The organism is Burkholderia sp. IMCC1007 (genome assembly GCF_027257875.1).
Lineage (GTDB): Bacteria > Pseudomonadota > Gammaproteobacteria > Burkholderiales > Burkholderiaceae > Burkholderia.
In genome coordinates, this window is the sequence record NZ_JAPVQY010000003.1 from 196,712 (window position 1) to 209,987 (window position 13,276).

12 protein-coding genes and 1 pseudogene are annotated in these 13,276 nt (G+C 67.8%); 9 read left to right on the forward strand and 4 right to left on the reverse strand.

The window, feature by feature from the left end:
• Window positions 1-13: 13 nt before the first annotated feature.
• Window positions 14-379: pseudogene (locus O1Q03_RS04995) on the reverse strand (hypothetical protein); the annotation flags it as partial.
• A gap of 366 nt (window positions 380-745) precedes the next feature.
• Here O1Q03_RS04995 and O1Q03_RS05000 point away from each other — a divergent pair.
• Window positions 746-2,020, forward strand: coding sequence for an MFS transporter (locus O1Q03_RS05000; RefSeq protein WP_269501932.1), 1,275 nt, complete (start codon window positions 746-748; stop codon window positions 2,018-2,020).
• Between the two features lie 240 nt (window positions 2,021-2,260).
• On the opposite strand, the gene O1Q03_RS05005 is transcribed toward O1Q03_RS05000, so the two are convergent.
• Window positions 2,261-3,208 (reverse strand): LysR family transcriptional regulator, encoded by a 948-nt coding sequence (locus O1Q03_RS05005; RefSeq protein ID WP_269501933.1) that lies wholly within the window; start codon window positions 3,206-3,208, stop codon window positions 2,261-2,263.
• Between the two features lie 116 nt (window positions 3,209-3,324).
• Here O1Q03_RS05005 and O1Q03_RS05010 point away from each other — a divergent pair, with 116 nt between their 5' ends.
• The 8 genes from O1Q03_RS05010 (at window position 3,325) to O1Q03_RS05045 (ending at window position 10,877) form a co-directional block, all read left to right on the forward strand.
• Window positions 3,325-4,380 (forward strand): 4-hydroxythreonine-4-phosphate dehydrogenase PdxA, encoded by a 1,056-nt coding sequence (locus tag O1Q03_RS05010; protein WP_269501934.1) that lies wholly within the window; start codon window positions 3,325-3,327, stop codon window positions 4,378-4,380.
• A 49-nt stretch (window positions 4,381-4,429) separates the two neighbouring features.
• Window positions 4,430-5,602: an L-rhamnonate dehydratase gene (locus O1Q03_RS05015; protein ID WP_269501935.1), complete on the forward strand. Its 1,173-nt coding sequence runs from the start codon at window positions 4,430-4,432 to the stop codon at window positions 5,600-5,602.
• Window positions 5,603-5,610: 8 nt separating this feature from the next.
• On the forward strand, window positions 5,611-6,528 hold the full coding sequence (locus tag O1Q03_RS05020) for a dihydrodipicolinate synthase family protein (protein ID WP_269501936.1): 918 nt from the start codon (window positions 5,611-5,613) through the stop codon (window positions 6,526-6,528).
• 112 nt (window positions 6,529-6,640) lie between these two features.
• Window positions 6,641-7,933, forward strand: a complete 1,293-nt coding sequence (locus tag O1Q03_RS05025; protein ID WP_269501937.1) for an MFS transporter — start codon at window positions 6,641-6,643, stop codon at window positions 7,931-7,933.
• A 48-nt stretch (window positions 7,934-7,981) separates the two neighbouring features.
• Window positions 7,982-8,929 (forward strand): YncE family protein, encoded by a 948-nt coding sequence (locus O1Q03_RS05030; RefSeq protein WP_269501938.1) that lies wholly within the window; start codon window positions 7,982-7,984, stop codon window positions 8,927-8,929.
• Window positions 8,907-9,866 carry an amidohydrolase family protein gene (locus O1Q03_RS05035; RefSeq protein ID WP_269501939.1) on the forward strand — a complete coding sequence of 320 codons (960 nt, stop codon included), beginning with the start codon at window positions 8,907-8,909 and terminating at the stop codon, window positions 9,864-9,866. The genes O1Q03_RS05030 and O1Q03_RS05035 overlap by 23 nt, the downstream gene beginning before the upstream one ends.
• Window positions 9,863-10,366, forward strand: coding sequence for a hypothetical protein (locus O1Q03_RS05040; RefSeq protein WP_269501940.1), 504 nt, complete (start codon window positions 9,863-9,865; stop codon window positions 10,364-10,366). The genes O1Q03_RS05035 and O1Q03_RS05040 overlap by 4 nt, the downstream gene beginning before the upstream one ends.
• A gap of 67 nt (window positions 10,367-10,433) precedes the next feature.
• Window positions 10,434-10,877 carry a GNAT family N-acetyltransferase gene (locus O1Q03_RS05045; protein WP_269501941.1) on the forward strand — a complete coding sequence of 148 codons (444 nt, stop codon included), beginning with the start codon at window positions 10,434-10,436 and terminating at the stop codon, window positions 10,875-10,877.
• A 25-nt stretch (window positions 10,878-10,902) separates the two neighbouring features.
• Here the strand turns inward: O1Q03_RS05045 and O1Q03_RS05050 are convergent, their stop codons facing one another.
• Window positions 10,903-12,837, reverse strand: coding sequence for an SMP-30/gluconolaconase/LRE-like region family protein (locus tag O1Q03_RS05050; RefSeq protein ID WP_269501942.1), 1,935 nt, complete (start codon window positions 12,835-12,837; stop codon window positions 10,903-10,905).
• A 92-nt stretch (window positions 12,838-12,929) separates the two neighbouring features.
• The gene (locus O1Q03_RS05055; RefSeq protein ID WP_269501943.1) at window positions 12,930-13,241 is read right to left on the reverse strand and encodes a hypothetical protein; all 312 of its coding nucleotides are present in this window, start codon (window positions 13,239-13,241) and stop codon (window positions 12,930-12,932) included.
• Window positions 13,242-13,276: the final 35 nt, after the last annotated feature.

Here is a 13,276-nt window from a genome sequence, read left to right on the forward strand (position 1 = left end):
CTTCGCCACGTGGTCACGCGCCGGTCTCGCGCCCCACGCGTTCGAGCGGCGGCTCGAAACCGAGCACCGCGTATTCCGCGACCGACACGGTCGCTTTCCCCTCCGGCCCGTGCACGACGACTGCCCGCACCGCGCCGGCCCGATCGAGCTTCAGCCGCGTGCCGACCGTCGCCTGACGCAGCGCCTCCAGCTCCTCGATGCGCGCGATCGCCAGCTTGCGCACCGCGCCGGACACGTACACCGGCAGGAACACCAGCGCGATGAAGATCGACACCGTGTCCTTCGACACGCAGTCCAGCATCGGCTGGCCCGACAGCACGAGCGACAGCGACGTCGCGCTGACGAAGATCGCGAGCACCGTCGCGGCCATGCCCCTGGATCCACCATTTCACCGGCGACAGTTGCCAGAAACGGCTGTCCCGGTGGCGTGAAAGTTGTTGTTCCATATCCGTCCATTCCCGACGGTGCGATACCGCTGCGTCACTGCATCATCGCAGCACGGCGGCGCCCGTAGCCTCGGCGGCGATGCGCGCGCGCCGCGCGGCCCTTGCGCATCATGCCGCAAGCGCTCGTGAAAACCCGCAGCCCGTCCGCGCCGGTGCGCCGGCGCGGCGAAACCGAATGCCTCAGGTTATCAACTGATCCAAAAGATTCATTAGACGATGCGTCGTCCAGCGCGCGATGCTGGCTCCGCCCGTGAACGCGGCGTCATTGCAACGCCGCGCACGACCTTGGAGCGAGACACATGACTACCGATCATCGTCAACGGCGCCACACGCTGTGGCTGCTGTGCGCGCTTTCGTTCATCCTCTACGTCGACCGCGTGAACCTCGCGACCGCGGCCGGTGCGATCAAGTCCGAACTCGGACTATCGAATACCGAACTCGGCGTCGCGTTCTCCGCGTTCGCGTACTCGTACGCCGTCTGCCAGGTGTTCGGCGGCTGGATCGCCGACCGCTTCGGCGCGCGCATCACGCTGATCGGCTGCGGGCTGATCTGGGTCGCGTCGACCTTCATGACGGGCCTCGTGCACAGCCTCGCGCTGCTGTTCGCCGCGCGCCTGCTGCTCGGCATCGGCGAAGGCGCGACGCTGCCCGCGCAGGCCCGCGCGGTCACGCACTGGTTCTCGCGCGAACGGCGCGGCGTCGTGCAGGGCTTCACGCATTCGTTCTCGCGGCTCGGCAACGCGGTCACGCCGCCGATCGTCGCCGCGCTGATGACGTGGCTGTCGTGGCGCGCGGCGTTCTTCGTGATCGGCGCGGTGACGCTGGTGTGGCTCGTGTGGTGGATCGTCGGGTTCCGCGAACACCCGCTCGGCGACGACGACGGTCACGCGCGCGCCGTCGCGCGGCCCGCGCCGCCGTCCGGCCCGACCCCGTGGGGGCCGCTGTTCCGCCGGATGGCGCCGACGATCTTCGTGTACTTCTGCTACGGCTGGACCGCGTGGCTGTTCTTCACGTGGCTGCCGACGTTCTTCCTGAACGGACGGGGCCTCGACCTGAAGTCGACCGCGCTGTTCGCGTCGGGCGTGTTCTTCGCGGGCGTGGTCGGCGACACGATCGGCGGCTGGCTGTGCGATCGCATCTACCGCAAGACCGGCGACCTCGCGCTGTCGCGCCAGAGCGTGATCGTCGCGAGCTTCGCCGGCGCGCTCACGTGCCTGCTGCCGCTCGCGTTCGTGCATTCGACGGCCGGCGTCGCGCTGTGCCTGTCCGGGTCGTTCCTGTGTCTCGAACTGACGATCGGGCCGATCTGGGCGGTGCCGAGCGACATCGCGCCGCAACACGCGGGCATCGCGAGCGGGATGATGAATGCCGGTTCGGCCGTCGCCGGAATCCTGTCGCCGATCCTGTTCGGCTATCTCGTCGACCACACCGGCAGCTGGACGGTGCCGTTCATCGGGTCGGTCGCGATGCTGCTGATCGGGATCGTCGCCGCGCTGCGGATTCGTCCCGATCGCGCGCTGTCCGAATCGATGCCGGCGCTCGCCGACGCGCCTGCTGCGCCGTCGGTGCGCTGAAGCGGTTCGCTTCGGGGTCCGCCTGCCCTCGGCCGCCTCGCCGGCGTCGCCATCACGCTTCGCCGCGTACCGCGATGGTGGGGGCTTGGCCGGTTCGGCGGATTCGGCGGATTCGGCGGATTCGGCTGGTTCGGCTGGTTCGGCTTGATCGGCTGGTTCGGCTTGGTCGGCCTGATCGGCTTGGTCGGCCAGCGCGGTTGGCGCGGCTGGCTCGGCCGCCTCGGCTGGCAAACTGCGCCATTACGCACGGCCGTCATCCCCCGCACCATCCCCGTGGAACAACGCGAGAAACTGCTGCGCGGGAATGCTCAGCGGCCGGTCGCGCCGCACGAGGCTGCCGTACGACGGCAGCTTCTGGTCGAGCACGTAATCGAGGATCGCCACCAGCCCGTGCTCGGCATTGCGCTGCGCGACCGTCAGCGGAATCACGCCGAGCATGTGCGAGCGGTCGACGAGGTTCATCGTCGTCAGGATCGAGCCCGTTTCGACGAGCCCGCGCGGCATCGGCTGATGACGCGCGCGAAACTCGCGTTCGACGACTTCGCGCGCCGGGCTGCCGGCCGGCTGCAGGATCCACGTGTAATCGAGCAGCGCGTCGAATTCGACCGGCCCCGCGCCCGCAAGCGGATGGTCGCGGCCCGCGATGATCGCGAGCGCCTCGTCGTCCACCACGCGGAAATCGCAGTCGGTGCCGACGTTGCGGCCGATCACCACTTCCAGCACGCCTTCGCGAAGCTGCGGCATCAGCCGGTCGCTCGTATCCACTGCGATGTCGATTGCGAGCAGCGGATAACGCGCCTTCAACTGCACCAGCGCCTCGGTCAGCCGCCCCGGCGACGCCGCCATGATGCTGCCGATCGCGAGCCGCCCCGCACTGCCGAGCTGCAGCTCGCCAAGCTCGCGGTTCAGCGCCTCCATGCTGCCGCGAATGCCGCGGAAATAGCCGAGCACGCGCTCGCCGGCCGGGTTCAGTACGAGCCCGCGCCCGACGCGATCGAACAGCCGCTGGCCGAGCGCGCTTTCCAGTTCGGCCAGCATTTTCGTCGCGGCCGGTTGCGTGAGGCCCATCTGGTCGGCAGCCGCGCGCAGCGTCGAGCATTCGTCCACGGCCAGCAGCAGCGCGATCTGCCGCATCCGCAGCCGGTTCAGCAATTGGGGAGTCGAGTCTCGTCGATCGATCGAGCCCATTTTCGATTACTCCAGGTTATCGATTCATCAAGAGTTTTCAATTTACCGACTCATTCCGTCTACCTAGCATGAACCCCATATACGAACGGCCACGCGCCGCCACAGGAGACACGTTAATGACCACCCCAACGCCCGCCGCCCCCCTGCCCGTCGTCGCGCTGACGCTCGGCGACCCCGCCGGCATCGGCGCCGAACTGATCGCGAAACTGCTCGCGCGGCCCGATGCGACCGCGCGCGCGAACCTCGTGCTGATCGGCGACCGGTGGCTGTGGGAAGCCGGCCAGCGCGTGGCCGGCGTGACGGTCGACGTCGAACCCGTCGCGTCGCTCGCCACGGTGCGCAGCCGGCCGTCCACCGCGCGCGTCGCATTCGTCGCGGTCGATACGATCGATCCCGCGCAGGTTACCGTCGGCCAGGCGGGCGCGGCCGGCGGCCGCTCGACGCTGACCGTGCTCGACCAGTGCCTCGACGCCGCGCTCGCCGGCGACATCGACGCGATCTGCTTCGCGCCGCTGAACAAGTACGCGATGAAGCTCGGCGGCCTCCAGCACGACGACGAGCTGCACCACTTCGCCGCCGCGCTCGGCGTGACCGGCTACTTCTGCGAATTCAACACGCTCGGCGAGCTGTGGACCGCGCGCATCTCGTCGCATATTCCGCTGAAGGATGCGGCGGCCCAGCTGAGCGTCGACCGGATCGAACAGGCGTCCGAACTGATCTATCGGTCGCTGCTCGCGAACGGCGTCGCCGCGCCGAAGGTCGCAATCGCCGCGTTCAACCCGCACGGCGGCGACGGCGGCAGCTGCGGCCGCGAGGAAGTCGAGATCATCGAGCCGGCCGTGCGCAAGCTGCAGGCGCGCGACTGGCCGACCGACGCGCCGTTCCACGGCCCGTTTCCGGCCGACACGATCTTCCTGAAGGCGCAGGCCGGCGACTACCAGGCGATCGTCACGATGTACCACGACCAGGGGCAGATCGCGATCAAGCTGCTCGGCTTCTCGCGCGGCGTGACCGTGCAGGGCGGGCTGCCCGTGCCGATCACGACGCCCGCGCACGGCACCGCGTACGACATCGCGGGCCGCGGCAGCGCCGACGTGGGCGCGACCTGGCAGGCGCTGCAGATCGCGTGCCGGATGGGCGCCGCGCGCCGCACGTCCCCCGTTTCCGCGTGATCCTCGCACGCGTTCCACACACGACAACATCGATTCAGGAGACACCCTCATGAAGATCCGTTCCGTACGCGCCCGCGTATTCCAGTGGAAAGGCAAGACCGTCCCGCCACAGGGCAACTTCTGCTCGAACGCGATGGACCTGCTGTACGCGCCGCAGGAAACCATGAGCACGTTCCGCTTCCATGCGTGGACGGTCGTCGAAGTCGAGACCGACGACGGCATCGTCGGCCTCGGCAACGTCGCGCTCGCGCCGCACGTCGCGAAGGCGATCATCGACCAGTACCTCGCGCCGCTCGTGATCGGTCAGGATCCGTGGGACTACGAATATCTGAACCAGCGGATGTACCGCGCGACTCACGCATGGGGCCGCAAGGGCATCGGCATGGCCGCGATCTCGGCGGTCGACATCGCGATCTGGGACATCCTCGGCAAGAGCGTCGGCAAGCCCGTGTTCAAGCTGCTCGGCGGCCGCACCAAGGAAAAGATCCCCTGCTACTACTCGAAGCTGTATCGCACCGACCTGAAGGCGATGCAGGACGAAGCGCAGAAGTACCTGAAGGAAGGCTTCCGCGCGTTCAAGATGCGCTTCGGCTACGGGCCCGCGCACGGGCAACAGGGCGTGATGGAAAACCTGAAATCGGTCGCGGCGATCCGCGAGGTGATCGGCTACGACAACGACCTGATGCTCGAGTGCTACATGGGCTGGAACCTCGAGTATGCGAAGCGCATCCTGCCGAAGCTCGAGAAATACCAGCCGCGCTGGCTCGAGGAGCCGGTGATCGCCGACGACATCGACGGCTACGCCGAACTGAACCAGCTCACGAGCATCCCGATCTCCGGCGGCGAACACGAGTTCTCGCTGTACGGCTTCAAGCAGCTGCTCGACCGCAAGGCCGTGTCGGTCGTGCAGTACGACACGAACCGCGTCGGCGGCATCACGATGGCGCACAAGATCAACGCGCTGTGCGAGGCGTACAGCGTGCCGGTGATTCCGCATGCGGGCCAGATGCACAACTATCACCTGACGATGAGCACGCTCGCGTCGCCGATGAGCGAGTACTTCCCGATGTTCGACGTGGAAGTCGGCAACGAGCTGTTCTATTACATCTTCGACGGCGAGCCGGTGGCCGAGAACGGCTTCCTGCAACTGCGCGACGACGTGCCCGGTCTCGGCCTCTCGCTGAAGACCGAATTCCTCGACCAGTTCGACATCGTCGAGTGAGGCCCGCCATGAACGCACGCTACCACGGCGTCTTTCCGGTCGCGCCGACGATCTTCGACGCGCACGGCGCGCTCGATCTCGACGGCCAGCGCCGCTGCCTCGACTTCATGATCGACGCCGGCTCGCAAGGCATCTGCATCCACGCGAACTACTCGGAGCAGTTCGCGCTCGGCGACGATGAACGCGATCTCATCACGCGCACCACGCTCGAGCACGTCGCCGGCCGCGTGCCCGTGATCGTCACGACGTCGCACTTCAGCGCGCGGATCTGCGCGCAACGCAACCGCCATGCGCAGGCGCTCGGCGCCGCGATGGTGATGGTGATGCCGCCGTATCACGGCGCGACCTTCCGCGTGCCGGAAGCGCAGGTGCGCGCATTCTTCCGCGACGTCACCGACGGCCTCGACATTCCGCTGATGATTCAGGACGCGCCCGCGAGCGGCGTCGCGCTGCCGGCGTCGTTGCTCGCGACGCTCGCACGCGAGCTCGACGCGGTGTCGTACTTCAAGATCGAGACGCCCGGCGCGGCGTCGAAGCTGCGCGAGCTGATCGCGCTCGGCGGCGACGCGATCGAAGGGCCGTGGGACGGCGAGGAAGGCATCACGCTGCTCGCCGATCTCGATGCGGGCGCAACCGGCGCGATGACGGGCGGCGGCTATCCGGACGGCATTCGCCGGATCACCGACGCGTATTTCGCCGGACGCCGCGACGAAGCGTGCGAGCAATACGCGCGCTGGCTGCCGCTGATCAACTACGAGAACCGCCAGTCCGGCTTCCTGACCGCGAAGGCGCTGATGCAGGAAGGCGGCGTGATCGCGTGCGACCGGCCGCGCGCGCCGTGGCCCGACATGCACCCGCAGGTGCGCGCGGGCCTGCTCGATGCGGCGCGGCGGCTCGATCCGCTCGTGCTGCGCTGGGGGCGCTGACCGGATCGCTGACCGGATATTTGCTTGCACCGCAACGCGCGTGCGTTGCGCATCGGCGTGACGGCGGTCCGACAGAAGGCCGCCGCCGCTCATCACATGGATTGGAGACACCATGAACCTGCTGAACCCCGCCAACCCGGCCTACGACGCCGGCGAAGCCATCCCGCGCCGCCGCTGGCTGCGCGTGATTCCGCCGCTGCTGCTCGCCTGCATCATTTCGTACATGGACCGCGTGAACATCGCGTTCGCGATGCCCGGCGGGATGAACGCCGATCTCGGCATGGACGCGAGCATGGCCGGCCTCGCCGGCGGCATCTTCTTCTTCGGCTACCTGTTCCTGCAGATTCCGGGCGGCCGGCGCGCCGCGCTCGGCAGCGGCAAGAAGTTCATCGCGTGGTCGCTCGTGAGCTGGGCCGTGCTGTCGGTGCTGACCGGGCTCGTCACCCATACGTGGCAACTTCTGGCGCTGCGCTTCCTGCTCGGCGTGGCCGAAGGCGGGATGCTGCCCGTCGTGCTGACGATGGTCAGCCACTGGTTTCCCGACCGCGAACGCGGGCGCGCCAACGCGATGGTCATCATGTTCGTGCCGCTCGCCGGGATGATCACCGCGCCGCTGTCCGGCTTCATCCTCGCCGCGTACGACTGGCATCACCTGTTCTTCAGCGCCGGCGCGCTGTCGCTGCTGTGCCTGGTCGCGTGGATGATGTTCGCCGACGACGGCCCGGAAACCGCACGCTGGCTGTCGCCGCGCGAAAAGGCGTACATCCTCGACGCGCTGCGCGACGAGCAGGCGCGCAAGCAGGCCGCCGGCACGCCGGCCGCCGCGTCGTTCGGCGCGATGCTGCGCAACCCGACGATCTGGCTGCTGATCGCGATCAACTTCTGCTATCAGGTCGGCATCTACGGCTATACGATGTGGTTGCCGACGCTGCTCAAGAACCTCACGCACGGCGGGATGGGGAAGGTCGGCCTGCTCGCGATGCTGCCGTATGTCGCGATGATGATCGGGATGTTCGGCACGTCGTATTTGTCTGACCGGACCGGCAAGCGCCGCCTGTTCGTGCTGCTGCCGCTGGTCGGCTTCGCCGCGTGCCTCGCGCTGTCGGTGCTCACCCACGCGTCGATGGTCGTATCGTTCGGTTTCCTGATCGGTTGCGGCTTCTTCCTGCAGGCCGCAGCCGGCGTGTTCTGGGCGATTCCGCCGAAGCTGTGCAGCGTCGAGACGGCCGGCAGCGCACGCGGGCTGATCAACGCGCTCGGCAACCTCGGCGGCTTCTGCGGCCCGTATGCGGTCGGCGTGCTGACCCAGCGCGTGAGCGCCGCGGCCGGCGTGTACAGCCTCGCGGTCACGCTCGCGGTGGCCGGCCTGCTCGCGCTGACGCTGCCCAAGCGCTGCGAAGACTGATCCGCGTGCCGGGAAGCCGGCACGCGCACGAAACAACGGAGACTCACCATGAACGACATCCTGCTGCTGGTGCAGAAATGCGCCCATACCTTCAGCTTCTACGATCTCGAAACGAAAGCCGCGCTCAAGCATGTCGTGCTGCCGAACTTCCCGCACGAATTCACCGTCGACGTGAACAACCGCTTCGCGTACGTCGGCATCTTCGGGATCGAGACCGCATGGTCGCGCGGCCATGAAGGCGATCACCGGATCGCCGAGATCGATCTCGTCGAGCGCACGCACACGCGCATGCTCGACCTGTGGCCGTACTACCGGCCGCACGGGATGGCGAGCGACCGCGACGGCCGCCTGTACGCGATGAGCGAGGCGCACGACATGCTGCTCGTGTTCGACGAGCCGACCCGGCAGCCGGTGCCGAACATGGCCGTGCCGTCCGGCGGCGTGAAGACGCACCTCGTGACGCTCACGCGCGACGCGAGCCGCGCGTACGGCGTGCATCTGCTGTCGAACACGGTCACGCAGTTTCATCCGCGCGACGCGACCGTCGCGCCGCGCGCGGTGATGCCCGGCCCGCGCCCCGAAGGCAATGCCCTGTCGAGCGACGAGCGCACGCTGTTCGTCGCGAACCGCGGCGACGACACGCTCGTCGAGATCGACACCGACACGATGACCTGCGGCCGCCGCGTGAAGACGCGCAGCGATCCGAACCGCATCTACCGCACCACCGCGCCGGACGGCCGCGATCTGCTGCTGCTGACCAATTCAGGCGAGCGGTCGATTTCGGTGTTCGACGCGCGGCAGCTCGAGGAGATCGAACGCGTCGCGCTGCCCGCGAATCCGACCGCGCTGTCGTTCCATCCGTCGCGGCGCGTCGCGTACGTGTCGTTCCAGGACGACTACGTGCGCGAACTCGATCTCGATGCATGGCGCTTCGTCGGTGCGCTGCCGACGCTGCGCGAACCGGACGCGTCGTATGTGCTCGCAGGCACGCGCTGAGCGGCACGGCAGCGCGCCGCCGCGAGACGCGCTGCCGGCGGCCCTCGTCGATGCGCATCATCACCTGTGGCAGCTCGGTGCGGGTGCGCACTATCCGTGGCTGCAGGCGCAGTACGATCCGGCGCGCTTCATGTTCGGCGACTACGCGGCGCTGTGCCGCGACTTCGGCGTGGATGACTACCGACAGGCCGCGCAAGGGGCGCCGATCGTCGCGAGCGTGCACGTCGAGGCCGAACGCGCGCACGACGAAGCGCTCGCGGAGACGCGCTGGCTGCATGAGGTCGCGGCCGCGCACGGGCTGCCTTCGGCGGTCGTCGCATGGGTCGACCTGCTGGCGGACGATGCGCACGAGCGGCTCGCCGAACAGGCCGCTTGGCCGCGCGTGCGCGGCGTGCGCTTCAAGCCGCGCACCGCGGCGTCGGCGGATGCGGTCGTTGACGACGGGCCCGGCACGCTGCGCGATCCGCGCTGGCCGGCCGCGCTCGAACGGCTCGCCGCGCACGGCCTGAGCTGGGATCTGCGCGTGCCGTTCTGGCATCTCGGCGAAGCGGCCGCGCTGCTGACCGATGCGCCCGGTGTCGACGTCGTGCTCGAACACGCGGGGCTGCCGTGGGATCGCTCGGAAGCCGGGCTCGCGCGCTGGCGCGGCGGGATGGAAGCGCTCGCGGCATCGCCGCGCGTGAGCGTGAAGATCTCCGAACTCGGGTTGCGCGACGCCGTATGGAACGACGCGGACAACGCGCGGATCATCCGCGACACGATCGCGATCTTCGGCTGGGAGCGCTGCCTGTTCGCGAGCAATTTCCCGGTCGCGGGGTTGCGCGTGTCGTATCCGGCGCTGCTGCGTACGTTCGCGCGCGCGATGGCCGGCCTCGACGAAGTCGCGCGCAATGCGGTCTGGCACGACAACGCGATGCGCGTGTACCGGATTGCGTGAACGGGCTTGACCCGGCCCTTGGGGTCGCCTTTATGCTACGCGTAACGAATCGACAGCAGACGGGGGTGACGAATGGGCACGTCCACGCTTCGCCTGAGTGCGTCGGCCGCCGCCGCACGGCCGCTGTTCGTGATGACGCGTTCGTCGAAACGGTCAGCCGGGACGAAATCGACTGGTTCCGCGTGCCGGAACAAGCCGACGTCCTGATCCTCGACGAGCATCGCAAGATGGCGTTTTCGATCGTGTCGCTGGCATTCAAGGACGACAACAAGTGGCGCCTGTACGACGGTGCCGCCACGATCCATGCCGCGATCACCGATGCGAACCTCCTGAAACGGGTCGACAACAATCGGATCAGCTTCAGCAAGGGCGACGTACTCGTCTGCAGCGTGCGCGTCCAGCAGTGGCAGACCGCCGACGGAGCCAAAACCGAATACGAGGTCACGCACGTGCTCGAGCACCGTCCCGCCGCGCGTCAAATCCAGTTGCCCGGCCTTTGACCGGATCGCCGCGCTCGTGAATCATTCGCTACAGTGCGTTGATTGCGCCCACGAACACGCCCCGACCATGCCCGCCGCCATCCGCCTGCGCCCTGCATCCACCGCCGACCTGCCGTTTCTGCTGACGCTGCGCCAACTGACGATGACCGAGCATCTGCAACGCGTCGGCATCCCTGCCGACGATGAATCGCATCGCCGCCGCCTCGCCGCGAACTTCGAAGACGCGATGGTCGTATGTGAAGGCGCGGGCGCGGAGCCGATCGGCTTGCTGAAGGTCACGCGCGCCGCCGACGAATGGCACGTTCACCAGATCCAGATCCTCCCGTCGCGACAGGGCCAGGGCATCGGCGAAGCCGTGCTGCGCGAGCTGATGACCGAAGCCGCACGCGAGCACGTACCCGTATCGCTTGGCGTACTGCACGGCAATCCCGCACGGCGGCTCTACGAACGCCTCGGCTTCACCGTCGCATCGGAAACGGACACGAGCGCGAGCCTGATCTGGCGCGCATGAGCCGGGGCGCGTCCCGCATCGATCGTCAAGGCGTCCACCGATAAACGGTGATGCTGTTCCCCTTCACGTTGTTCTTCGTGACCACGTACTCGCCGTTCGCGCGGCGATACGCGCGCACGCTGTACATCGCGTCGATCGCGCTGCTGGTGTCGACCGTCGCGGGGCTCGCGTTGACGAGCGTCGTGTCGAGGTTGCCGGTGTCGAGGTTGAATGCGTCGATGTTCGGCCACAGCGGCCCGCTGCTGCTGAACCAGTAGCCGACGAACAGACGATTGCCGGCCGCGTCGATCGACTTCGCGCCGCTGTGCGGCAGCGTGATCACCGGGTTCGGCTTCGTCGTGTTGCCGGCGCGCCAGCCGTGATACACCTCGATGCGCGTGCCGATCGACGTCCAGTCGGTGCTCCCGACGACGCCCTGCGCGAGCACCATCGTGTCGGTGTCGGCGAGATAGACGATGCGCGTGAGCGGCTGGATGCTGGCCGGCACCGGCGTCGGCACGCCCGGCCCCCACGACGGCTTGCCGCTCGCGTCGAAGCCCGTCAGCGGGTAGTGATAGATCGCGCCGGTCCTGTCGAGCCCGGCCCATACGCCGCCTTTGCTGTCGACGCTGAAACCGGCCGACACGCGCCGCGTCGTGCCGAACGCGGGGCCCGGGATCGAGCCGTCCGGAATCGCGACGTAGCCGTTCGCCGCGTTGAAGTGGAAAAAGGAATAGACCGGAGGATTCTGGCCCGCCGCGACGAGGATCCGGTTCGCGCCGACCGACGTCAGCAGCCCGAAGTGCTCGTCGCGCTGCGTATCGTTCATGTCGATGCGCGGGTCCGACGGATACGCGAACGGATCGACGGTGTTCGCGACGAAGGTGCCGCCCGCGGTGCCGCTGTACACGTGCGTGGCGCTGTAGAACAGCGCGCCGTCCGTCACCGGATCAGGCGCGGCGATCCCTTCGAAGTTCAGCGACTGCAGCGTCCACCGCAGGCTGCCCGCGCTGCTGTACGCATGAAGGTCGGTCGCGCCGTTGCGGCCGAGATCCCAGCTGCCGCCCCACGGGTTGTTGAGCACGTACAGGTTGCCGGCGGTGTCCTTGCCGATGCCGACGACACGCGTGAAGCGCTTCGCGCCGACCTGCCCCTTGATGCCCGTCGTCGTGTCGAGATAGCCGCCGCGCACGCCGAACGTGTCGACCAGCGCAGGGCGGCCCGATACGGCATAGCGCTTGATGTTCATGTCGGGGCCTTCGTCGCCGACCAGCAACTGCCCCGTCGCCGCATCGAAGCAGAGCGCCGAAGGCTGCGAGCCGGCCGCCATCCGGATCGTGTTCAGCAGCGCACCGGTCGCGCCGAACTCGACGATAGACCCCGCGCCCTTCTGCGCGACCCACACGTTGCCTGCGCCGTCCGCCGCGAGCGCGCCGGGCGCGGTCACGCCGATGTCGCGCTGCCAGACGCCGCCGGTCGTGAACACCCGCACGCGATTGCCGTAGAAATCGCTCGCAAAGAGCAGCGAGCCGGCCGTCGCGAGCCCGGTGACGACGTCGATGCGCGGCTGGTTCGTCGCCGCGGTGACCTGAATCAGCTTGTCGCGGAACCGCGTCGCGCGGTTGTAGCGCCCGACCGCGCCGCTGCCGTAGCCGCTGCCGGGCTGCAGCGCGACGAACAGCGACGTCGCGTTGCCCGTGATCGCGCTGCCCTGGAATTCGGCATGCGTGCCGATCGAGCCTGCGCTCTTGCCGTTCTGGTAGATCGCGACGCCGCCTTCATCCTCGTCCCACATCGACGCCGTGTAGATCACCCCTTCCGGCGCGACCCACATCGAGCGCGCGACGTTGCCGACGTGCGCCGCGAGGGTGCCGTAGGTGTTCGCCAGCCAATCGGTGGAGTTGTGCGCGTATCCGGCCGGCGCAATCGCAACGATCGCGGCGGCGAGCAGCACGGCCTGAATCGGTTTTCCGGCGACCATGGCTGGTGCTCTCCTGAATGGGGGAATCATTCACATGACGGACGGCCGGATGGTTTGAAATCCGCAACACATCAGTCAATCGTTTCGCTGAATCATCCGGCGCGGTCGGTATGACAGCGGGCGTGCATTCGATAATCGGCACCGCCGAGAATAGCGTTATATAAATCGAAAAAAATTGCGGGCCGGGCGCGCGGACGGCGCACGCGACTGCGCGAGAGTGAATGGTCACTCACGCGGGCAACACGCTCGATATAAGGAGAATCGGCTTTCGCCGGCACGCATATCGCCGCGGGGTCGAATGCGGCGTATTGAAATGGCGGAAGGGTTTTCGGCGAATCGGGAAAATCGCCGGATGCGGGGTAAAGAAATGACCGATCGCGAATATCGCACCGGCCTGAATTCATGTCGAATCCAGGCCGGCAAGCATTACGACAACGGG